Origin of the sequence: Vibrio sp. TRT 17S01 (assembly GCF_050113695.1) — a bacterium.
Lineage (GTDB): Bacteria > Pseudomonadota > Gammaproteobacteria > Enterobacterales > Vibrionaceae > Vibrio.
On sequence record NZ_JBNJOG010000006.1, the window covers coordinates 16464 to 39093 of the forward strand.

Here is a 22630-nt window from a genome sequence, read left to right on the forward strand (position 1 = left end):
TCAGCTCCTATTTTTTATTCCACTTTATACATCGTCTTAAACTTTAACTCTTCATCATCAAGTGACTCTACCTGATAAATGTATGGGCTAACGATTTTATCTCTTCTAAAGATGAGATAGACGACAAACAAGAGTGCGGTAAAAGGGACAGTAAACGTGAGTAACCACACGAGCTTGGTTCCATCTGTCATGACTTTATAAAAAGACAATAAGAACATTAGGCAATATGTCGTTGCGACTGAAAAAAAGGCATATTCCTCACCTCTTTCGTTGATGTACCAGTACACTGAAAAGATAAAGAAAATGACAAACAGCGCCATTATCCCTTTAAACATGTAATAAGAAAGGGGTTGCTTCATACTCTGCCTCCTTATATCACTAGACACAACACATTCGCTGTTGTGTTTCCATCAGCATCGGCCTTTTGAATGCCTCCCTTATTAAAAAATATGGTTGTTTGATCATCTAACCAATAGCGAACATCTAGGCCAAATTGACGGTGGAAAAACTGCTCTCCAAGTACTTTCTTATAATTTGCTTCATCCAATACTTTGGAGTTTTTTGGGGAAATTGATTGGCATAGTTGAGATGCTTTGGGATATGACCAACGTTTATAAACATAGTTTCCAGCTTCACTGAACATGCTTCCCTGAATTTCATTAAAGGTCGGCATAACAATCATTGTGGTATCAGTGTTTGTATTCGCGTTGATATCGCGAACGGATGTTAAGTTGTAACCACTATGTGCACTCTTTTGGTTTATTGAGCGGCTGTTTTCTGGTTCTGGAACATGGGAAAAGTTGTAAGTCAGCTCTACATCCTTGGTAAGTTGCTCAATCGTCGACTCTCGCTGCTCACCACTTCTGGCTTCAATCACATATTTTCCATATGGGATCCGAGTTGTTACCCTGCTTCCCTTTCCAACAAAACTACTGTCGATGTAAAAATTCGTGGATGAAAGATTACTTCGCAGTATAACTTCAACTTCGTCCAAGCCTAGTTGTTGCTTTAACTTAGCGTCAGTGTCCCTTGTATAAGGAGAAATATATGTTAGGTTGACTTGGTAACTCGCTTCACCGTGATAATTAACCACCATATCTTCAACGTGAGACTGGATTAGCCGAGCGCCCTCACCTAATGTCTTTTGAACGATCTGAGGTTCGTATTTTTTAAAGCATGAACGAGCACTCATATCACTACAATCGAGCTTTCCACGTTTTGTCGTCGTTTTCTCTTCCCCTGACTCCGATAAAAGCCTAACTCTTACCTCTTTGTAGAGCGCTTTTCTTTGCTCAAACAAACTACGACGCTGATTCGCTAACAAATCGTTATTCTTTTCGATTTTTGATGTGAGCTCAACAAGCTCAGCTTCAGCGTTCTCAAGGTTTACCACTGCTTGTTTTCTATTCGTTGAAATTTCTTGAAGCTGTGCGATTAACTGCTCGTTATCAATGGAATTGATCAGATCTTTAGTAAGACGTGAGAACTCTGAGTCTAGCCCAGCGATCTCGTTCGAAAATATCCATTTATCGGTTTCGATTGCAACAGAGCTCTCATTAAGCTCCTGCTTATAAGTTAAGAAACGCTTTAATTCATTAGAGTCATTAATCTCTAATAAGGATGATTGTTCCATATCTGTTAGCAGGATTTCTGAAGACACTGTAGAAAAGCTAACTAAAACAATGGATGCAAAAAGTGCACTTTTTACTGACTGCATTTATATGGTCATTGTATTCTCATTCTACTTATCTTCGATTTTATAGTAACTTCTAACTCCAACTTAATTAATTTTCATTATATTAATTTATTAACGATGCAACCCTATCAATAAAAATAGGCTTCTCAATTCGATCATATGTGATGGATAACCCTCCGCCTCTTAAGTGCGATTGATTTTCTTCATATTTGACATAGTCGACAGTTTTAAAACCACCCAAGGGATGATTAAAATCAATTGTTCTTTTTTTCTTAATAACAAACTTGCCATCAATTATATTAAACCTAACTCTAGGGAAGTAGATATAGGATGAACGATTGATCATAAAATAATATCCTTCAACCGCCCTATCTGTAACACCATCTTTTGTTAGAATTGTTATATATGAACCATGATTATGAATTACTTCATAACCATTTTTTAAATCAGAATCGTAGTATGCTCCAATATTTTCACTGTCAATTGTAATAAACATAGAATAGATAACAAGAATCGAAAATATGGTGACATTAATAAAAAATATTTTCCTTAACAAAACAACCTCTCATATAATGTCACTAAGAGCAATTCAAATGAAAAAAACACAATATTGTAATAGAAAAATTTATTATGAAAAAGGTCTGACTTTACAATATATGTGTATATGGTGTTTAGATAATTTGAATACAATTCTGTACTTTTTTTATCAACTGGTAAATCAGAAGCAATCTCTATTTCCTCAATCGGATAAATAGGTTTATCTAGATAATACCCTACGCTACGTTTAGTCTTTATCAATTCAATATCACAAATTTTTGACAAATGACTACGAAGGCCATTAATTAATACCCTCAATGAGTTGTTCGAAACAATTCGTCCTGCCCAGCAATCAAGTAACTCGTCTTGACTGCATGGTTCTGGATAAGACTTCATTAGCTGCTCAACAACGGCAAACTCTATGTCTGTCAAAGGTGCTGTTTTAGAAAAGCTCGATTCCTCAGCACCTTGAAAAGCAATAACTTTTTCACTGTAGATTAACTGGTACATCACTACTTTAACTTTATTGTACTAAAAACGTTCGGACGTGAGGATATATTCCGAAGAATGAACAACGCAAGATGCACCAGTCACATTAACAAGCTTATGACAATTTTTGAGAACTTTCTTACAAACCCGACTTATTTAAGATGGAATGATACTTCCACGATGAAAATAATATCCTTGAAAGTATGTCAAATTTAAGGACTTTAATAAGTTTAGCTGTTGATAAGTCTCAACTTTTTCTACAATAATCTCTAGTCCTTTTTGTTTACATATTTCCACTTGCTTAATAAATTTATCAAGTGACATTCTTGAACTTAATGATGGAGCCTCTACCTTGGCATACGTATAACAATCAACTTCTTTGGTGATTAATCTAGGATCATCAATTCCCACTACATCATCAATGGCAAAAATAATACCCCACTCCGTCATCTTTCTCATTTCTGCTTCAACGGCACCACATCCCATACATTCATTTCTTTCTGTAATTTCAACAACCAGTATGTGACCATTGTTTTCAAGAAACTTATGCATATCAAAAAGACAGTTTCTAATATTAAAGTCACAGAGGTTATGTCTTTCAACATTAATAAATATCTTCTTAGGGAATTTTTCAAGTGAATTTTTTAAGATATCAAAAATTGAATAAATAACTTTTCCACTTCTGATTACTTCATAAAAATCACAATACTCTCTTTTATAGCTTTTGAAATCTATGAGAATCTCACAAGCAAAATTTTCTTTATTTGAATTAAAAAGATTTTGATAATAAAAGTTATCACCAAAACTATAACTGATGTTCCTTAATTCATTAACCTTCTCACATGTCATATTTAAATCCTTATAATAATACGTATAAATAGTTAGTGGATGTATGATGTAATTTTTAAACCGTGTGGAGAGACGAAGAAAAGACCATATAAATACGCTCTATATGGCCTTTCGCTATATTTATTGCGTTATATTACTCAACCCATGAGCTTTCAATATTAACGCGTCTATTTAAGCTACGACCTTGTTGATTATCATTTGATGCAATTGGTGAAGATTCACCAAGTCCTATTGCTTCAACCAAATCTGGATTCAAACCTAATGAAGTCAAATACGCTTTGGCCGAATCAGCCCTACGTTGTGATAGATGTTGGTTATACTCATCTGAACCCGTTGCGTCTGTATGACCGTAGATTTTTACGTGATAGTCCGACTTAGATAACACCTTCTCTGCAAGAGTTTGGAGTTCGCGCTTACCATTCTCACCAAGAACCGAGCTGTCAGACTTAAAAAAGTCCACGACTGAGTTGCTGTTGAAGTTTTCAACGACAATGGTTTTTTCTTCAGTAGTTGGAATAACATCAACCTTTGTTTCAAGGTCTATGATGCGCTCTTCAATCGTGTCTAACTGTTGCTCAACTTTAGATTTTGGTTGCTCTTTATCACCACCAAAATATCGGCCTATCAGTAAGGAGGTATTAAGTGCATCAGAGTCATACGAAATACCCTCTAACTTGAAGAACCAAGCTGAATTCGTTGGACGATATTCAACACCACCACCAAAATTTACCTGAACTTTATTTTTTTGTTCGAAAGTAATACGGTCATCAGAAGTCGAGTTAAACATCGAGCTAGCGCCAATTTTCCCGTATACATTCCATTTTCGGTCTGTTGTATACGGATAAAAATAGGAGCCCACTGCAATTGATGGCACGTAATATGAGATAGATTCCTCTCCTTCAAACGCCGCGACTCCAGATTGACTATATTTGTTCACAAGTTTCGCATCGCCTAGTCCTGCATATCTTGCCTCAGCAAACCAACGTGGTGACAGTTGATACCCAACAGCGACCTGCCAGCTTGGCTTATAGCTCGCAGATTCGTTATACCAGCCTTGAGATTCCCCTTCAGGCGCTAATCGAGAAATACCAATACCACTCTCTAGTTTCCAACAACCTTCAAATTCACCATCTTCATACAGGTATCCACAAGTTGTCGCGTGGACCATTGGTGTTAAGAGAGCCAAGCCTGCTCCAAGTAGGATATAAACCTTATTTTTCATGCTAGAAACACTTCTCACTATTAAAGTCATTAATACAAATAATCCCGTAAGTAAATTCAGGCTGCCGCCACCTCCTGCGCCGTGACCGGACACTGCCGTCTCCATCGATGTCACTTCATATGGAAGGTTGTTGCCTAAATTAGGATCCGTCAGATATTCATCCTTATCGCTATACCCATCGTTATCGCTGTCTTTATCTTGGAAATCTCTCAGCCCATCTGAGTCGGTATCAGCCAGAATCAAGGCATGCGCAAAGTAGTTATTACTTCCCAACCCAAAGCCATCACGGTCAATTGAGTCAACAATGCCATCGTTATCTGAGTCAGCTTTCTCATCCAGTTGTCCGTTCAACAGACGATTGATGTTCGTAATCAAGGTCACTTCATTAATGCCTACTGCTTCAAACAGATCTGGAATACCATCGTTGTCACTGTCTATCTCCTGACTGTCGATAACTCCATCGTTATCGCTATCCATAAGAGGTTTTCCAACCAACCTGTCGTCCATTCCGTCACCGTTCAAGTCGATCATGTCAACGATGTAACCTGCTTTAGCGGTATCAAATGAAGGGAAGTGCTCTAGCAAATCAGGAATACCATCATTGTCTGAGTCCAAATCCATCGCATCGATCAGTCCATCACCATCTGTGTCCATATTTCCTTCGATGTCATTTGGAATACCATCGTTATCCATATCCAAGTCGAATGAATCAGGGATACCATCGTTGTCAAAGTCGTCTGTATTGGCACGGTCAATCGGTGCTGAGCCATAACCGGTAGGGAAACCATCGACGATATCTGGTAAACCATCGCTATCTGAATCGACATGTGTATCATCGATCATGCCATCGCGATTTAGGTCCAGCTCTTGATCAACAACTTCTTCGGTCATGCCTTTGGACTCATAGATGTCAAAGATGCCATCGTCATTACTATCAAGATCTAGGTAGTCATATTCACCATCACCATCCGTGTCGAGTGGCTGTGTGATTACAGGGCTATCAAAGTCTGCAATTGCATTGTTGTCCTCATCTTTGCCGCCAGATTCAATAACGTCTGGAATACCATCATTGTCACTATCCAAATCGGTATAATCAGGTAGCGCATCGTTGTCAGAATTGACCGGTGTTGTAATGAAGTTCGCAAATGCTAGGAAGCTTCTTGAGGTTGTCGAGGTAAAGCTATTACCTTGCGCCTCTATCTGGTCGCTAATTCCATCATTATCCGAATCGGTATCGATGTAGTTTGCCAGTCCATCTAAATCGAAGTCCGCCGTACCTTCAACTTCATCTGGAATCAAATCGCCATCGCTATCGAGGTCGACATAATCAGGCGTACCATCGCCGTCGGTATCTCGTGGTTGATAACGGTCATCAATACCGTCACCATTGGCATCGACACCTCCGGTGAAGTCAACATCTAATGCGTCATCGATTCCATCTCTGTCTTGATCGACACCTTTCATTTCAGGAGCTGGGGTGATACCTGCGCTCTCAACGCTGTCTGGAATACCGTCATTGTCAGAGTCCGTGTTTATGTAGTTACTTCCCTGCTCCAGCACTGATGGAATACCATCGCCATCATCATCTTGGTCTAGGTAATTCGGAATGCCATCACCATCGGTATCGATACAAGGAATACCTGTGTTGTTGCAATCCCACTCCTCAAGGTCCGTACGGCCATCAAAGTCACTGTCGCGAATTGTTCCACCTACAACAACGGGCGTACTCAAACCTGAAGACTGAAGTTTTTGCGCCATGCTGTAGAAGCTAAAAGCAAGCTTAGTGCTATCAACTGACTGACTAGCATTACAGCTGAAGTGGTTAACTAACTCAGAGTTGTTGTATCCCTTACTGATCGTGCTTTCACAGATTTTCTCGCCATTGACGATAGTGACTGAGCCGTTCTCGTAATCACTTTCACCCTCAAACAAACTCGAACGTACATCGTACATCGTCGGTGGAACCCACTCATTATCAGGGTCAATCACATGAGTAAACACGTTCATCGCAACTTGATCGGCAAATTGTAAAACGTTCACTTTTGAGTTAGGTGCTAGGTTGGCACTCAACACACATTGCCATGTCCCTAATGGGTTCACGGTCGTCTTACAGAGTGTCGTATTAGCATCATCATAGACGGTGATATCGGCAGCAAACGCACCTGTACCACTGATCTCTTTTCCAAGCGTGTTAAACAACATTGCAGGCGTCGTCGTCATGCTATATGCACCAGATACGACTTGCGTTCCAGCCACCAAAGATGTGTTTCCAGCACTATCAGTAACTGTTGCTTCCACCACTTGTGAGTCACTCAACATGACCGTTGGATTACATTGCCAGAAACCAAATTCGTCGATCGTTTGCTGTGCACAAACTGCCGCACCATTTGCCAATTTCACAGATACTTTGGTTTGTGGCTCACCCAATCCTTTAATCACTTGTTGTACAGTGACCGGATAAAAGATCGGCGGATTAGGTCTGTGAGTATCAATGGTCACTTCATCAAGCGTTGCATCCTCATCAGATACGTTGCCAAATGAATCAACTGCATACAGTTCCACATCGTAACGGTTGTCTTCCAAGGCGCTAAAGTCAACCGGACTGCCTGAACTATCGGTTCCATTAGCGGTATCAACTGTCCATTTACCCGCAGTTGTCGCAGTTGCTGTCGTCACAAACTGCACGTTGTTGATAGTTACAAATACTTGGTTTCCTGCATCCGACGTTCCCGTCAGCACCGGCGTATTGATGTTCGTTGTTGATTTATCAACTGTTGGCGTCGTAGGTTTCTTCGTGTTGACATCAAAAGTCACCGTATTTGATACCACATTGTTATTCCCAGCCGCATCAGTGAATTTACCTTCGGCTACAGATAGAGAAACTGAACCAGCAAACTCATCTTTTGGCACAACGACTGCTTCATAATTTTTCCCTGAACCCGTGAAACTGGTAATGCTACCCACCGTAATCACCAAATCATCTACGGTGAAATCAGTCGCCGCTTCACTTAACACAATGGTGATGGTCGACGTATCGCCTTTTTTCAGCTTGCTCTTATCAGCAGTGATAGCAATGGTTGGTTTTACTGTGTCGATTGTTAACGTTAGCTTGGTTTCCGCGCCGTTGGTGTTACCTGCAGCATCTGAGAATTTGCTCGCTGCAACGGTGATCACACCATTTGCTATACTGCCTGACGTCGGGGTAAATACAGCGGTATATGCATCTCCGGAGCCATCGAAATCAGTTAATGTACCGCCACTTACGGTGACATCATTTGCAACGAAGTCTTGAGAGGCTTCGCTAAGCTTAAAGGTAATATCCGCTGTTTCATTGGCTTTTAGTTGCGTCTTGTTGGACGTAATCGAAATTGTGGGAGCTACCGTATCCACTGCTAGCGTCAAGCTTGCACCAGCTACGTTAGCGTTTCCTGCTGCATCAGTGAATTTGCTTGCCGCAACGGTGATCACGCCAGATTTATTGCTGTTCGTCGTTGGGGTAAATTCCGCCGAATAGGTTGTACCTGACCCCGTTAACGTCCCTAGTGTACCGCCTGAAACTGTAATATCTGCAGATTCAAAGTCAGTTGAAGCCTCGCTTAAGGTAAAGGTAACTTGAGCTGTTTCACCACCCTTCAACGCTGAAACATCAGCAGTAATCGCTATCGTTGGTACAACGCTATCAATGCTCAAAGTTAGGCTGTCACCTGCACCATTTAAGTTGCCCGCCGCATCACTAAACTTACTCTTGGCAACACTAATCACACCATCGGTTGTGCTGTTCGCTGTTGGTGTAAATTCAGCGGAGTAATTTGTGCCACTGCCTGTTAACGTACCTAACGAGCCACCTGTAACCGTAATGTCTCCCGACGCAAAATCTGTCGCAGCTTCACTGAGAGTAAATGTAATTTGTGCCTTTTCTCCCGCTTTCAGCGCAGTTTTGTCAGAGCTAATATCGATCGTTGGCAGCACACTATCGACAGTCAGAGTAATACTCGCTCCTGACGTATTGAGGTTGCCCGCTGCATCAGAGAACTTATTCGTACCGACGCTGATCACGCCATCGGTTGTGCTATCAGCCGCTGGGGTAAAGGTAATACTGTAGCTCTTACCACTACCACTTAGCGTGCTCAATGTACCACCAGTCACACTGATGTCATTAGCTTCGAAATCTGCTGAGGCCTCACTTAACGTAAAGGTAATCTGTGCCGTTTCACCATTTTTAACGCTTGATTTATCAGCGGAAACACTAATAGTTGGAGGCAGTGTATCAATGCTTAAGGTCAAGCTTGCACCCACCGCATTCGCGTTGCCTGCACTGTCGGTAAACTTGCTTGTGCCGACACTAATCACGCCATCTTTAGTGCTACTTGCTGTTGGGGTAAAGGTTGCGGTATAGCTCTTACCACTGCCTGTCAGCGTACCTAAAGTCCCCCCTTCAACTTCAATATCTTCTGCCTTAAAGTCCGAAGCACTCTTAGTCAACGTAAAGGTAATTTCAGCAGTCTCACTGTTTTTCAGTGACAAGCTATCTGAAGTAATAGTGATGCCAGGTAATACACTGTCAATCGTCAGCGTCACACTTGCACCTGCCGTATTAAGGTTACCAGCCGCATCACTGAATTTACTTCCTACAACACTCACCACACCATCATCTGTGCTGTTCGCTTTTGGAGTAAAGGTGGCAGTGTACGATTTTCCTGTGCCAGTAAAGCCGCTTAATGCACCTCCTGTCACCGTTATATCGTTAGCAACAAAATCTGTCGACGATTCACTCAATGTGAAGGTAATCGTCGCGGTCTCACCATTCTTCAAGGTCGATTTATCGGAAGTAATGCTGATGGTTGGCACCACGGTATCCACCGTCAACGTCAAACTATCACCAGTGCTGTTAGCATTACCGGCTGCATCACTGAATTTGTTTGCAATAACGCTGATAACACCAGCTGTGGTGCTGTCATCACTCGGTGTGAACTCGGCACTGTAGCTTGTACCGCTGCCAGTAAGGGCACCCAAGGTACCACCACTGACCGTGATGTCGTTAGCCACAAAGTCGGTTGCAGACTCACTTAACGTGAAGGTAATTTGTGCAGTTTCTCCTGCTTTCAGTGCAGATTTATCTGACGTAATGGCAATGGTTGGCACAACACTGTCCACCGTGAGTGTCAGTGTGTCACCTTTAATATTTAAGTTACCTGCAGCATCGGTAAATGTGCCCGCAGCAACGGTAATAACACCGTTCTTAGTGCTTGATGCTGTCGGGGTAAAGGTTGCGCTATAGCTGGTACCACTTCCTGTAACCGCACCCAAGGTGCCTCCGGTTGTAGTTACATCTTCAGCTTTAAAATCATCTGCCGCTTCACTTAAGGTAAAGGTGATTTGAGCAGACTCACCCGCTTTTAATGCTGACTTATCTGAGGTTATCGCAATGGTAGGTGCCACCGTATCGACACTGATGGTCAATGTATGACCCGTTGCGTTTTGGTTGCCTGATGCATCGGTGAAGGTATTTGCAGCAACGGTAATAACACCATTCGCGACACTATCGACTTTCGGCGTGAATTCGGCGGTGTATGTCGTCCCTGTCCCTGTAAGGGTACCCAGCGAGCCACCAGTTACAGTGATATCACTGGCGATAAAGTCAGATGCACTCTTACTTAACGTGAAGGTAATCGTTGCCTTTTCACCACGCTTTAGCGCTGACTTATCTGACGTGATCTCAATGGTCGGAACCACGGTATCAATCGTCAGTGTAAGGCTTGCCCCTGTCGCATTCGGGTTTCCGGCTGCATCCGTAAACTTGCTCGCCGCAACACTAATCACACCATCCGCATCACTGTTGGTCTTTGGTGTAAACTCTGCTGTGTAGGTTGTTCCAGAGCCTGTTAAAGTCCCAAGCGTACCACCAGTCACTGTAATGTCTGTGGAGGTAAAATCTGTCGACGCTTCACTTAATGTAAAGGTCACTTCAGCGGTTTCACCACCTTTCAAGCTTGATGCATCTGCCGTGATAGCAATCGTCGGTACCACGGTGTCAATCGTCAGGGTTAAACTGGCGCCAGCCGCATTCAGGTTTCCAGCGGCATCGCTGAAACTGTCGGACGCAACAGTGATAACGGCATCCTTTGTGCTGTTGGCTGTTGGAGTAAACTCAGCGGTATAGACTTTCTTCGCCGTATCGGCACTTAGGGTACCTAAGGTTCCTCCCGTTACCGTAATATCGTCTTTTTGAACAAAGTCTGTCGCTGCTTCACTTAAGGTGAAGGTTACTGTGGTTTTCTCACCCGCTTTCAATGCTGTTTTGTCAGCTGTGATCGCAACCGTTGGAACCACGGTATCAATGGTCAGCGTAAGACTCGCACCCGCTGCGTTCGGGTTGCCCGCCGCATCGGTAAAGCTGTCAGAAGCAACCGTGATCACGGCATCCGCTGTACTGCCCGCTTTTGGTGTGAATTCAGCGGTGTACACTTTTTTCGCCGTATCAGCGCTTAATGTCCCTAAGCTACCGCCAGTTACCGTAATGTCATCATTGAGCGTAAAGTCCGTTGCCGCTTCACTTAAAGTGAAGGTGACCGTGGTTTTCTCGCCCGCTTTTAGCGCAGTTTTTCCTGCGGAGATAGCAACGGTTGGCACTACGGTATCGATGCTTAAAGTTAAGCTCGCACCCACAATATTTGGGTTGCCTGCGGGGTCATTGAAGCTATCGACTGCAACACTAATGACCGCATCTGTTGTGCTGTTGACTTTTGGCGTAAATTCTGCGGTATAGACTTTGTTTGCAGCGTCAGCGCTAAGTGTACCTAATGTACCACCAGTAACCGTAATATCGTCTTTTTGAACAAAATCTGTCGCAGCTTCACTTAAGGTGAAAGTAACGGTGGTTTTTTCACCAGCTTTGAGAGCCGTTTTCCCTGCTGTGATCGCAATGGTTGGCGAGAGAGCATCAATCGTAAATGCGACCGACGGTTGATTAGCATTGTTATTACCGGCAGCGTCAGTGAACGAATCTGCTTTGATTGCAACACTACCATTTCCTGAGAAGTTGTCTGTAGCAGTAAAGATGGCACTGTAGTTTTTATCGGAACCAGAAAAACCAGAGATCACCCCACCAACAGCTGATAGATCAGCCAATGCAAAGTTCGTTGAACTTTCACTCAGAACCATGGTTAATGTCGTTGATTCACCTTTCTTCAGTGTTGTTTTACCTGCAGACAATTGAATCGTCGGTTTGGTGACGTCTTCAAATGTCACCTCTAACTGGTAAGGAGACGACGTATTGTTTTGAATCGCTTCTCCATTAACGGTTGCACTGATCTTTGTTTTTGTTTCTAGAGTTTCACTGGTCGATAACGTGACCGAGTAAGTGCCGTCTTTATTGTCCGTAACCGAGGTGACAGAGACTAAATTATTATCAACTGAAAACGTTACCTCGTCACCACTCTTCCCGACATATTTATCGTCTTCAGTAATGCTCGTTACCGTTGCAACAATCTGTCCTGTAGTCGGTGTTTTTGATTTGTCGACGGTAAGTTTGGTTTTGACCGGGTCGGTAGGATATCGGTTTAGTGAATAACGAGTATTTTTCTCTAATGTTCCTGATGGTAATGTCGACAAGTCTGGCGCAGTTGTATCTTTTGCTCCTCCAAAAATACTATCAACTTGATAACTTTCAATACTATCGACTGTCATCAAACCGGTAAGGTCTTTCGCTTCCTCCCTTACGGTATACGTCCCTTTGAGGCGGTTAAAGCGCATACGAATAACGCCACGTTCGTCGTTGGTTTGAGAGTTGTAACCAGCAAATGTTCCCCCAACCATTAAACTGCCGTCTTTCATCAACGTCAGTGCGTGGACATCTGTACCACCACCAACAAACTTTCCGCTACCAAGTGTTTTCATGAACGGCTGGTTAACCGTTCCGTCTTCCATATTGAATACCACTAAGCCGCCACCACCATGTGCCGCAGGCCATCTGTTATGTGCACCAACAAATAACTTACCTTCTACAATTGCAAATGCCTCCGCAGCATAACCTGCATTTATAGAAGTCGTTTTCCAGCCGTCTTTATTGTGTGTGCCGTCTTTTTTTAATGCGTAAACATCACTACCAGACACGCCTGGGATAGACATGTTGATCCCAGAAACCACAATACCTTCCTGAGCACTTTTTGGCAGAACCAAAACATCAGCTATAAAAGCCGAAGTCACCGCTGAGAGAAAAGTCTCATCAACCGTTCCGTCCATATTGAGACGCCACATTGGGCGTACGGTATTGCTACCTTTATAGACAACATAAGGGCTGTAACCCGTTATATAGAGCTTGTCATCGGCCGTTGTTGCCGTTTCATTGTCATCGACTCTGACGGTTTTCACTGCTTGAGCATTCGAGAAAGTTAGAACAGGTGAGGTAAAGCCCGTATTGATCGTGCCATCAAGATTAAGGCTCACGATCTTATTGTGGTTTTCCCCAGACACTTGTGTGAAGTTACCTGTCACATAAAGCTTTGAGTCATGCTCCAACACTGGTGAGTTTGGTGAATAGACTGCATAGTTTTTCTCACCAATAGCAGCATTAAAGGCCGGACGAGATCCATTCTTAGTGATCTTATCCATAAAGGTAGTATCAATAGAAAAGTCACTATTGAATTGAACTAAGTAGTCATAATTACCATTGCCGTTATAGTTATAGAATTCACCGGCAACAATTATTTTTCCTTCACTTGTTTCCGTCAGGCTAGTCACTTCACCATTAAATGCTGGACTCTTAGTAGAAAAAGAGCCACCAAAAGTTCTTTTTACTGTTCCATCAGGATTAACCAATACGAGATGATTGGTAGCTTGTCCTTCATATGACGTAAAATAACCCCCAATCAAAATATCGCCATTTGAAAGTTCTAGAATATCCCAAACACCAATATTGTCATTGACACCATTTAGGTTTGGTGTATTCGGCACACCAAAGCTTTCATCTAATAATAGACTCGCTGAACTAGTTAAATTTATTGTTGTTTTATGAGCATCAGGGCCTGTATCCAGTTTAAGCGTAACTTTAGATGGTGATGTTGCATCATCTGATGGTGATATAAATGAGCTAAAGTCGGCGTATATATCAATTTGGTCGCCTTCATTATACATTCCACTATCATTCCCCCCTGAAATTGATTCTAACTTAGGCTTATTTGCAGCATAAACATCAAATGTGCTCATCATTAAAAACAATACAAAGAAAAGTACTATATTTTTATTATACATATTATTCATACCAGTGGGTTTCATATGCAGCCTCACGAAACATCCCCTCAATACGCGCATAGTACAGAATTCGAAAAGACACTAGAATAGACATTCCACCAAAATAAAAAGATATAAACCGTTTTAACAATAAATAACATTAACGATGATTAATTAATTTAAAAACACAAGATTAATAATCAATTAATAAAGATAATCACAAAACATAACTAACTGATATTTAAGGAAAATAGTCAAATTAATGGTATTTAACAAATAATAACTAACACTAAAGAAAAAAAACCATAAAATGAATTAAAAACACAATTAAGCAATCACAATCATTTATGTGCCACAATAAAGAAAATTAAGTAAAAAAATCAAACTATAAACAGATTACTATAAAACATTAACTATATAGATGTTGCTAAAATGGATATAAGCATCTGGATAATAAAGGAGATAAACATCTGGACAATGATGTTCGTCTGGTCAGGAGACAAATATGAGAAATGCAGACAATCTAAACGACTGTAAAAATAAAACTTGCTTAATGTGTAAAAACATAAAAGATCTTGAGGTTTCCCTAGGTATCAAAATTTCGTTTAATAATCTCGGGAAAATATCTGTCATTGGTAATAATGCAGAACAACCTATTTATTGCAGTACAAACTGTATTAAATGTTTGTGCTTTATGACAAAAAGCATGAACCAATTAATAAGCCGAGAAGAGCTTGAAGAGCATGTTTGGGATGGTACTCACATAGGCATAAATAGTTTACCAGTCTTACTCCATGAAGTAAGAAAAGTACTTGGTTATACAGAGTTTACATTGTTAACAATTCGAAATAGAGGTTATGTTTTACGCTCAACGGATGCATCTGATATTGTCAATGCCAGCTAAATAACTTCAGCCCTCAACTCTTGAGGGCTTCAAATAGGCAGGATATCTATAACCGTTATTTTATTTAATCACTTCCCTGTTCAACGCTTTGCTCCTCTGTAAACGTTGCCCTTAGCTATTCAAGCAACGTAAATCACCAAGCAAGATAGATTATATCCGAGCAAACCGAGAAGCTTTCCTCTCCATAATGCGGGCTCAGAAATCCAACCCTGCATAACAACCATTCAAAGAGGGATAAAACCGCGATTAACGTGGCTTATGCGGACACCCAACGACATGATCATCCACCATCCCTACTGCCTGCATAAAAGCATAACAGATGGTTTCACCAACAAACTTGAATCCTTTCTTCTTTAAGAACTTACTCATTTGCTTGGATTGCTCCGTTACCGCAGGCACTTCAGACATTGATGTCCAGTGATTCACGATAGGCTTGCCTTCGACAAACTGCCACAGCGCATTGGATAATGAACCATACTCTTTCTGAAGTTCAATAGACGCGCGGGCATTAGAATAAACCGACGCTATCTTCGCTTTGTTTTTGACAACATCGTATTGCTCAATAATCAATGGAACGCGTTGTTCATCATATTGAGCGAGTTTGTTGATATCATAACCCTCAAAGGCTTTTCGATACCCTTCTCGTTTTTTTAAAATCGTAATCCAGCTAAGTCCTGCTTGAGCGCCTTCGAGCGTAATAAACTCAAACAGTTTCGTATCATCATAAACAGGCACGCCCCACTCTTCATCATGATAGCTTTTTTCTAACGGGTGATTTAAGGCCCAAGCGCAAGTTGTATCAGTCATTTTTGTATCCTTACAAAAACGCCCCTGAAGGTTCAGAGGCGTTTTTCATGTTTTGTTAACCAAACCTTAGTTTGGCACCTTAACCTTATGGAATAGACGATACAAGACTGGTACGACAATAAGTGTCAGTACCGTAGCAAAACCTAAACCAAACATAATCGTTACCGCCATCGGCTTAAAGAAAATATCCGGTAGCAGAGGAATCATGCCTAAAATCGTAGTAATCGCGGCCATACAAACAGGACGAACACGACTTAGCGCCGCATCAACCACAGCAATATAGGGATCTTTGCCCGATTGCATTTCTATCTCAATCTGATCCAAGAGCACGATACCATTTTTCAGCAGCATACCGGACAAACTTAAGAAGCCAAGCAACGCCATAAAGCCAAATGGCGTATTCAGCGCCAGCAGACCTGTTGTCACACCAATAATAGCCAATGGCACTGTTAGCCAAACAATCAGCGGCTCTTTCACTGAGTTGAATAAGAACACCGTGATCAAGAACATGAACAAGTAACCCATTGGCATCGTTGTAAACAGCGAGGCTTGTGCATCACTTGATGATTCATACTCCCCACCCCATTCCAAAGAATAACCCGGTGGCAATTCAATCGCTTCAATTTGCAGTTGAAGACGTTTTTGCAATGTCGCTGCCGTTTCTTCGCCAAGAATATCTGGGTCAGCCATTACAGTGAGCATACGCTTACGATTCTTGCGCACAATAATTGGGTCTTCCCAACGCATCTCATAACCCATAGTCACTTGCTGGAGCGGAATGTATTCGCTCAGTACTGGGCTCCAGATCTTCATTCCTTCGATATTTCGGATATCAATACGCTCATCTTCCGGTAATCGGGCAACAATTGGCATCAAGGTTGTACCATCTCGGTATACACCAATCGCCATACCAGAGAATGACATTGACAAGAAATCATCGACATCTGACTTGGTGATCCCATAACGACGCGCCTGACTCTCATTAAACTGAGGCTCTAAAACCTTAGTGCGCTCTCTCCAATCGTGACGCACGTTTGTTGCACCTGGATCGTTATGCATAATCTCGCTGATCTGTGCAGCAAGCGAGCGTAAGACCGTAGGATCAGAGCCAATCACACGCGCTTCAATTTTGGCACCACCACCTGGGCCAAGCTCAATCTGTTTAAGCTTGTAATTGACTTCAGGGAACGTCGCTTCAACATGTGCTCGGAATTTCGCCATGAGCGGTTGAAGTGCTTCATAGTTATCGACTCGAGTGGTGATTTCACCATATGCGGCGTAGCTCTTCTCAGGTGCATACGTCAGCATAAAACGCTGTAACCCTTTGCCTGCCGTCGTTGTTATATGCTCAACGTGGTCCTGCTCTGCTAGCCACGATTCCAATGCTTTCAGCTTTGTATTTGTCGCTCTAATATCTGTCCCTTCAGGTAACCAAATGTCTGCTTGGAACATCGGTGTCGTTGACGATGGGAAAAACGACTGCTTAACAAAACCAAAACCATAGATACTCGCAACAAGGCCGACAATAAGCACTGCAACGGTCAACCAAGCTCGCTTCATACAGAACTCAAGGAAGTTCTTGTAAATGACGAAAATCATGCCGTTATATGGATCAGAGTTTTCTCCATCTTGTTTCACCTTCTGCCCTTTAAAGAATATATCGGCAAAAAATGGCGTCAGAGATATCGCCGTAAACCAACTCAGCATGAGTGAGATAAGAAGAACGGTAAACAAAGTGCCACAATATTCACCAGTCGCATCTTCTGACAGGCCAATCGGAGCAAATGCCGTGACAGCAATCACCGTTGCACCCAGCAGTGGCCATTTAGTTTGGGTCACGATATCGGTCGCAGCTTGCAGTCGCGTTCGCCCTTTCTGGGTACCTATCAGTATCCCCTCGACGACCACAATGGCGTTATCCACCAGCATCCCTAATGCAATAACCAATGCACCTAAAGAGATACGTTGCAGATCAATCTGGAAATATTTCATGAAAATGAATGTTCCCAAAACCGTCAGCAGCAGTATCAAGCCAATCAATAAGCCAGAGCGTAAACCCATGAAAAACAGTAGAACAATGATCACTATCGCAACAGCTTGACCAAGGCTCACCACAAAACCACTAACCGATTTATCGACTTCTTTTGGTTGACTGTAAATTTCAGAAATACCGACACCAACTGGTTGTTGATACTTTAGCTCTGCAAGTCGACGCTCAAAGCTTTTACCGACCTCAACAACATTGACGCCCTGTGCAAAAGAAACCCCGACATTCAAAGCAACCTGACCGTTAAAGTTAATGATATTGCTAGGAACTTCGACATAACCGCGTTTAATCTCAGCAACGTCTTTGAGATAAATAAGCCCCTGAGCACCTGCTTCTGTCAGGATCAGGTCACCTAATTGATCAACATTTTCAAATTCGCCAGTCGGTTGAATACGAATGTATTCGCTACCAATGCGGATAGCACCAGCATCAGAGACAACATTCTGTGTCGACAATAGATTGAAGACGGTATCCGGCGATAACCCAAGGCTACTGAGGCGTTTCATCGATATCTCAATGAACACTTGCTCTTGCTGTTGCCCAGTTACCGATACCTTGCTGACACCATCAACTAATTCGAGCTCACGCCTTAAGTAGTCAACATAGTCCAGCAGCTCTTTATAACTGTACCCTTCCCCTGTTACCGCCAACAAAATACCGTAAACATCACCGAAATCATCAATGACTTGTGGGTCATTCACCCCGGGAGGCAGTTGACCTTTTAGATCATTAACTTTTCGGCGCAATTCATCCCAGATCTGCGGTAAATCATCAGGACCATAATTGTTCTTCATGGAAACCGTGATTTGAGACAGACCGCGGCTAGAAATAGAATTGACCTCATCAACGTACGTCAGTTGCTGTATCGCTTTTTCCAACGGATAAGTCACTTCTTCTTCGACTTGCTGCGGGGTTGCACCCGGGTATGCAGTCACGACCATCGCGTCTTTAATGGTAAAGGCAGGATCTTCAAGACGTCCTAAACCAAAAAATGCTGCAACACCACCAATCAGGAAAATCAGCGAGATCATCCAACTGATAACACGATTTCGTATAAAATATGCCGCAATGCCTGTTATATCTTCATCACGTTGAGGTGTGTTATTCGTGATTTCACTCATGACCAGCCTCCTGAATTACTTCCACCTTCATCCCCTCTCTGAGTCTGGAAATGCCTGCAATAACTACTTGTTGATCTGCTTTAAGGCCATTTAGAACCTGAACCGAGTTGCGGCTCGCTTTACCAAGCATCACTTGTTGTTTACTTACCGTTTGATCATCATTGAGTACCCAGACAAATTTATTTCCTCTGTCTAGATCATCACCATCGGCATTGAACAGTGCTTCAATTGGGATTTGCACTCCGGCATTCAGCTCAAGACCAACATCTTCTCCACGAGAAGTGACTTCAACCGCCATACCATCAAGGATGTACTCCTCCTCAGGCATAGGTAGTGACAACGTCACAGTAAATGTCCCCGTTGCAGGATCAGGTTCGGTGGTAAACTCTTTAATTACAGCCTGATATTCATTACCACTTGGTACACGCACAACCGCCTGCACATGAGACAACTTATCCCTCTCAGGTTGTTTCACGTAAATTCGGTCTGGAAGTTGAATCAAGACTTCGACATTGTCGATGCTGTGGATATTGACAATTTGCTGCCCAACTTGAATGTTCTCAAACCGATCGGCGCTTACACGTGAAATGATGCCATCCACTGGGGCAGTCAATTTAGTAAATGACAAACGAAGTTTAGCCAGCTGTAACTCTGCGTACGCAATCTGACGCTGAGCAGCAATTTCATCAAATTGAGATTTGGCTAGCAGACCTTTTTTAACCAAAGGTGCTGAACGTTTATACTGGCTATCGACAACCGAATAACGAGCCGCCGCGTTATCAACATCAAGTTGATAATCGGTTGGATCCAGCTCAGCTAAGATATCCCCTTTCTTTACGCGATCGCCTTCTTTCACATCAATTTTGCTGATTTCACCAGCAACACGAAAACTAAGGTGTGATCTTTCAGAGGCATTCGCTACCGCAGGAAAATACAAATTATTTTTTGCTTCTTGCTGCCCGAGGCTTTCAACTTTCACCTTGGGTAGACCAAAGTCAGCATGTTTGATCTCACCACCACAACCCGTTAGTAACGCGGCAGATGAAAGAACACTTAACACTATCCAGTTCTTCATAATTACAGGCCCCGCTCTTTGATCCATTCGCGCACTTTGATGCCCGGTTCAATGCCACTGACACCAGAAATGATGATCTGATCACCATTTTCTAAACCCGAAACAACCTGACGGCGTTCATTGAGTTCAATCGTCGCCTTTTCAACAATGCCTTGCTCGTTAACACGCCAAACATTCGTTTGTTCGCCATCTTTAAACAAAGCTGACTGAGGAATGGTCGTTGCGCCTGTAGAGGCAGAAACAACATTAACTTGTCCCGACATACCCGGCAGGATACCCACGTCAGCGGGACGCTCCATAATCATCGTCACTTTATACGAGCCGGTTTTAGGATCCGCCTCTGTGTCTATTTCTTGGAATGTTAAGGCGTATTGATTGTTCGGGAATGCATCGAAAACCATTGTTGCTACGGGTTCTGCACCAGAAGCGAATTTAGACAGCAGATGATCTGGCAGCTGAAAAATAACCTTCATCAACTGATTGGTTTGGATATTCATGACCCCTTTTTTAGCGGCAACAAATTCATGATTTTCGGCAGGGATCAGTGAAATCGTCCCATCATAAGGCGCTACTAATCGTGTATAGCTCAAGTTTGCATTGGCTTGATCTAACGTTGCTTTCGCAGAGTTATGATTGGCTTTCGCTTGATCAAAGTCTTGCTCTGAAACCACTTTATCTTTGCGCAACTTTTTGTAGCGTTGGTATTGCACATCGGCCAATTTAAATTGAGCTTCAGCTTGTTGGGCAAGCAGTGTGTATTCATCCGGATTGAGGCGTGCTAGTACATCACCCTTTGTAACCAGCTGTCCGGCGACAACATCTATCGATTGTAATTGCCCTGGTACACGAAACGCTAAAACGGCTTTATCCCCTGCTTCTGAGGTGGCTGGAAATTGTCTTTCAAATTGAGAATTGCCTACAGAAACCGTAAATAACTTAGCCGGTCTGGAGTCTGGTTCAGGGACCGGAGGAAGTTCCTTACCACAACCGCTTAATGTGGCGGCCACTGCAAGAAACAAGAGGTGTTTTCGCATGGTCTTTCATCCATTAGCTATAGATGAGTACTAAGATAGATGAATGACGTATGGGATACTAGTAGATAGGCTATAAAGTTTTGTTATACCGGTTGATATGAGAGAAGGTTTAGCTCCTTCTCTCAATTCTGCATCATAGGTTACGAAATTCACGATTGACCTTAAATGCATCTGATGTCACATAAGCTTCGATATTACGCAATTTACTCTCAATACCATTGAAGTCTTTCTCCAAGGTATTGAGTAACACTTCTGGTGATTGCCCTTGCTGCCACGGCTTCGCTTTTAGCTTATATTCTTGCTTACTCTTGAGTGTTTCACCGTAATTTGCAGGCTGCTTTTCGATCATCAACGTCATCGCCACATACGCCAGTAATACGAGAAAGCTACCACCTAACAACGCTGCAGAGATCACCAAAATACGGATTAACCATACTTCAGCACCAAAATAATTGGCAAGCCCAGCACAAACTCCGGTGATTTTCCCATTCACGGTATCACGATAGAGCTCTTTACTACTCATAACGTTGCCTCCAGTTTGGGGACTCTGAGTCCAGAATGCGCTCTAACGTATCGACCCTTTGCTGCATAGACTCAGCTTTATCCGATAATGATTGTAGGCGTTCATAATCTTCACTCGATAGTCCACTGCTTGTTTTGCGTTTACTGCGATAATGCAAGATAAGCCAAAGCGGCGCGACAAAGATAAGAAAGACAATCAAAGGACCTGAAATCCAGAATGACATAAGCAACTCCTGTAGTAAGGGCGGAAAGGTCTGGTCACTTTACCACATAACACCAGTGCAATGAGGTCAATACAGTGAAGCCTTATACCCGCCCAATTTTATTTATGATTTAAATGGCTTACTTCTTTTCTTCCATTTGTTGCTTTAACTTAGCGAGTTCTTGCTCAATTTCATCTTGAGCTTGAAGTTCTGCGAACTCTTGATCCAATGACTTACCATTGCCCGTTTTCGCGTAAAGATCGGCTTCGGCTTCAAGCTCATCAATTTTGCGTGAGTATTGATCAAACTTTGCCATCGCTTCATTGGTGCGAGCTGTGTGCAGATGCTTTTGCACATCACGGCGATTTGACGCAGCTTGACCTCGAATTGCCAGAGCTTGCTGTTTTGCTCGTGTTTCAGTGATTTTGCTTTCAAGCTTGCTGATTTCACCCGTTAGCTTGTCAATGGTCTCTTCAACCAATGTTTGCTCTGTGTGCAACCCTTTCAGTACATCTTGAAGTTTTTGCTTTTCAATTAGCGCTGAACGAGCTAAATCTTCTCTTTGTTTTGTTAGTGCTAACGTGGCTTTTTCCTGCCAGTCGCTAATTTGAGCGTCAATCGCCTCAACTTTTCGTGCCAATTCTTTTTTGTCAGCAATCGCTTTTGCTGAATTAGTACGAACTTCGACCAAAGTGTCTTCCATTTCTTGGATGATTAGGCGAATCATTTTTTCTGGGTCTTCCGCTTTGTCGAGAAGAGCGGAAATATTTGAATTAACAATGTCTGCGAATCGAGAAAAGATACCCATGGTGATCTCCTTGTTTACTTTGATACTGAGCTTAAATTGCTCAACCGTTGCTATTGATATACCAAGATGCATGCCAAGTTTTTTATCG

Annotated in this window: 14 protein-coding genes; 1 reads left to right on the forward strand and 13 read right to left on the reverse strand. The window is 42.5% G+C overall.

The features are described 5' to 3' along the window. Positions 1–14: 14 nt before the first annotated feature. The 6 genes from ACQEXS_RS11025 to ACQEXS_RS11050 all read right to left on the reverse strand — a co-directional run bounded on the left by ACQEXS_RS11025 (position 15) and on the right by ACQEXS_RS11050 (position 14042). Positions 15–359 (reverse strand): hypothetical protein, encoded by a 345-nt coding sequence (locus ACQEXS_RS11025; protein WP_367986677.1) that lies wholly within the window; start codon positions 357–359, stop codon positions 15–17. A gap of 11 nt (positions 360–370) precedes the next feature. Next, positions 371–1717 (reverse strand): hypothetical protein, encoded by a 1347-nt coding sequence (locus tag ACQEXS_RS11030; RefSeq protein ID WP_427013863.1) that lies wholly within the window; start codon positions 1715–1717, stop codon positions 371–373. Positions 1718–1799: 82 nt separating this feature from the next. After that, complete coding sequence (locus ACQEXS_RS11035; RefSeq protein WP_367986679.1) at positions 1800–2192, reverse strand: hypothetical protein; 393 nt, start codon at positions 2190–2192, stop codon at positions 1800–1802. A 53-nt stretch (positions 2193–2245) separates the two neighbouring features. Next, a complete protein-coding gene (locus ACQEXS_RS11040; protein WP_427014012.1) occupies positions 2246–2743 on the reverse strand; it encodes a winged helix-turn-helix domain-containing protein in 498 nt (165 codons plus the stop codon). Between the two features lie 135 nt (positions 2744–2878). Continuing rightward, entirely contained in the window at positions 2879–3571 is a 693-nt protein-coding gene (locus ACQEXS_RS11045; RefSeq protein WP_427013864.1) for an EAL domain-containing protein, read from the reverse strand. A gap of 133 nt (positions 3572–3704) precedes the next feature. Then, positions 3705–14042 (reverse strand): Ig-like domain-containing protein, encoded by a 10338-nt coding sequence (locus ACQEXS_RS11050; protein ID WP_427013865.1) that lies wholly within the window; start codon positions 14040–14042, stop codon positions 3705–3707. Positions 14043–14526: 484 nt separating this feature from the next. Between ACQEXS_RS11050 and ACQEXS_RS11055 the strand changes: the two genes are divergently transcribed. Further along, positions 14527–14925, forward strand: a complete 399-nt coding sequence (locus tag ACQEXS_RS11055; protein WP_427013866.1) for a winged helix-turn-helix domain-containing protein — start codon at positions 14527–14529, stop codon at positions 14923–14925. Positions 14926–15171: 246 nt separating this feature from the next. Here the strand turns inward: ACQEXS_RS11055 and ACQEXS_RS11060 are convergent, their stop codons facing one another. The 7 genes from ACQEXS_RS11060 to pspA form a co-directional block, all read right to left on the reverse strand. Further along, entirely contained in the window at positions 15172–15732 is a 561-nt protein-coding gene (locus ACQEXS_RS11060; protein ID WP_427013867.1) for a DNA-3-methyladenine glycosylase I, read from the reverse strand. A gap of 66 nt (positions 15733–15798) precedes the next feature. Next, the gene (gene vmeI / locus ACQEXS_RS11065; RefSeq protein WP_427013868.1) at positions 15799–18900 is read right to left on the reverse strand and encodes an efflux RND transporter permease subunit VmeI; all 3102 of its coding nucleotides are present in this window, start codon (positions 18898–18900) and stop codon (positions 15799–15801) included. Further along, positions 18893–19975, reverse strand: coding sequence for an efflux RND transporter periplasmic adaptor subunit (locus ACQEXS_RS11070; protein ID WP_427013869.1), 1083 nt, complete (start codon positions 19973–19975; stop codon positions 18893–18895). Before ACQEXS_RS11070 ends, vmeI begins: the two co-directional genes overlap by 8 nt. 2 nt (positions 19976–19977) lie before the next feature. Continuing rightward, on the reverse strand, positions 19978–21009 hold the full coding sequence (locus tag ACQEXS_RS11075; RefSeq protein ID WP_367986686.1) for an efflux RND transporter periplasmic adaptor subunit: 1032 nt from the start codon (positions 21007–21009) through the stop codon (positions 19978–19980). 133 nt (positions 21010–21142) lie between these two features. Then, a complete protein-coding gene (pspC, locus tag ACQEXS_RS11080) occupies positions 21143–21532 on the reverse strand; it encodes an envelope stress response membrane protein PspC (RefSeq protein ID WP_427013870.1) in 390 nt (129 codons plus the stop codon). Next, the gene (gene pspB, locus ACQEXS_RS11085) at positions 21525–21755 is read right to left on the reverse strand and encodes an envelope stress response membrane protein PspB (RefSeq protein ID WP_367986688.1); all 231 of its coding nucleotides are present in this window, start codon (positions 21753–21755) and stop codon (positions 21525–21527) included. The genes pspC and pspB overlap by 8 nt, the downstream gene beginning before the upstream one ends. A gap of 118 nt (positions 21756–21873) precedes the next feature. Beyond that, positions 21874–22542 carry a phage shock protein PspA gene (pspA, locus tag ACQEXS_RS11090; RefSeq protein ID WP_367986689.1) on the reverse strand — a complete coding sequence of 223 codons (669 nt, stop codon included), beginning with the start codon at positions 22540–22542 and terminating at the stop codon, positions 21874–21876. Positions 22543–22630 lie beyond the last annotated feature (88 nt).

Coding starts and splice junctions, on each gene's coding strand:
- ACQEXS_RS11025 (WP_367986677.1), bottom strand. CDS start 359: ATGAAGCAACCCCTTTCTTATTACATGTTTAAAGGGATAATGGCGCTG.
- ACQEXS_RS11030 (WP_427013863.1), bottom strand. CDS start 1,717: ATGCAGTCAGTAAAAAGTGCACTTTTTGCATCCATTGTTTTAGTTAGC.
- ACQEXS_RS11035 (WP_367986679.1), bottom strand. CDS start 2,192: ATGTTTATTACAATTGACAGTGAAAATATTGGAGCATACTACGATTCT.
- ACQEXS_RS11040 (WP_427014012.1), bottom strand. CDS start 2,743: ATGTACCAGTTAATCTACAGTGAAAAAGTTATTGCTTTTCAAGGTGCT.
- ACQEXS_RS11045 (WP_427013864.1), bottom strand. CDS start 3,571: ATGACATGTGAGAAGGTTAATGAATTAAGGAACATCAGTTATAGTTTT.
- ACQEXS_RS11050 (WP_427013865.1), bottom strand. CDS start 14,042: ATGTATAATAAAAATATAGTACTTTTCTTTGTATTGTTTTTAATGATG.
- ACQEXS_RS11055 (WP_427013866.1), top strand. CDS start 14,527: ATGAGAAATGCAGACAATCTAAACGACTGTAAAAATAAAACTTGCTTA.
- ACQEXS_RS11060 (WP_427013867.1), bottom strand. CDS start 15,732: ATGACTGATACAACTTGCGCTTGGGCCTTAAATCACCCGTTAGAAAAA.
- vmeI (WP_427013868.1), bottom strand. CDS start 18,900: ATGAGTGAAATCACGAATAACACACCTCAACGTGATGAAGATATAACA.
- ACQEXS_RS11070 (WP_427013869.1), bottom strand. CDS start 19,975: ATGAAGAACTGGATAGTGTTAAGTGTTCTTTCATCTGCCGCGTTACTA.
- ACQEXS_RS11075 (WP_367986686.1), bottom strand. CDS start 21,009: ATGCGAAAACACCTCTTGTTTCTTGCAGTGGCCGCCACATTAAGCGGT.
- pspC (WP_427013870.1), bottom strand. CDS start 21,532: ATGAGTAGTAAAGAGCTCTATCGTGATACCGTGAATGGGAAAATCACC.
- pspB (WP_367986688.1), bottom strand. CDS start 21,755: ATGTCATTCTGGATTTCAGGTCCTTTGATTGTCTTTCTTATCTTTGTC.
- pspA (WP_367986689.1), bottom strand. CDS start 22,542: ATGGGTATCTTTTCTCGATTCGCAGACATTGTTAATTCAAATATTTCC.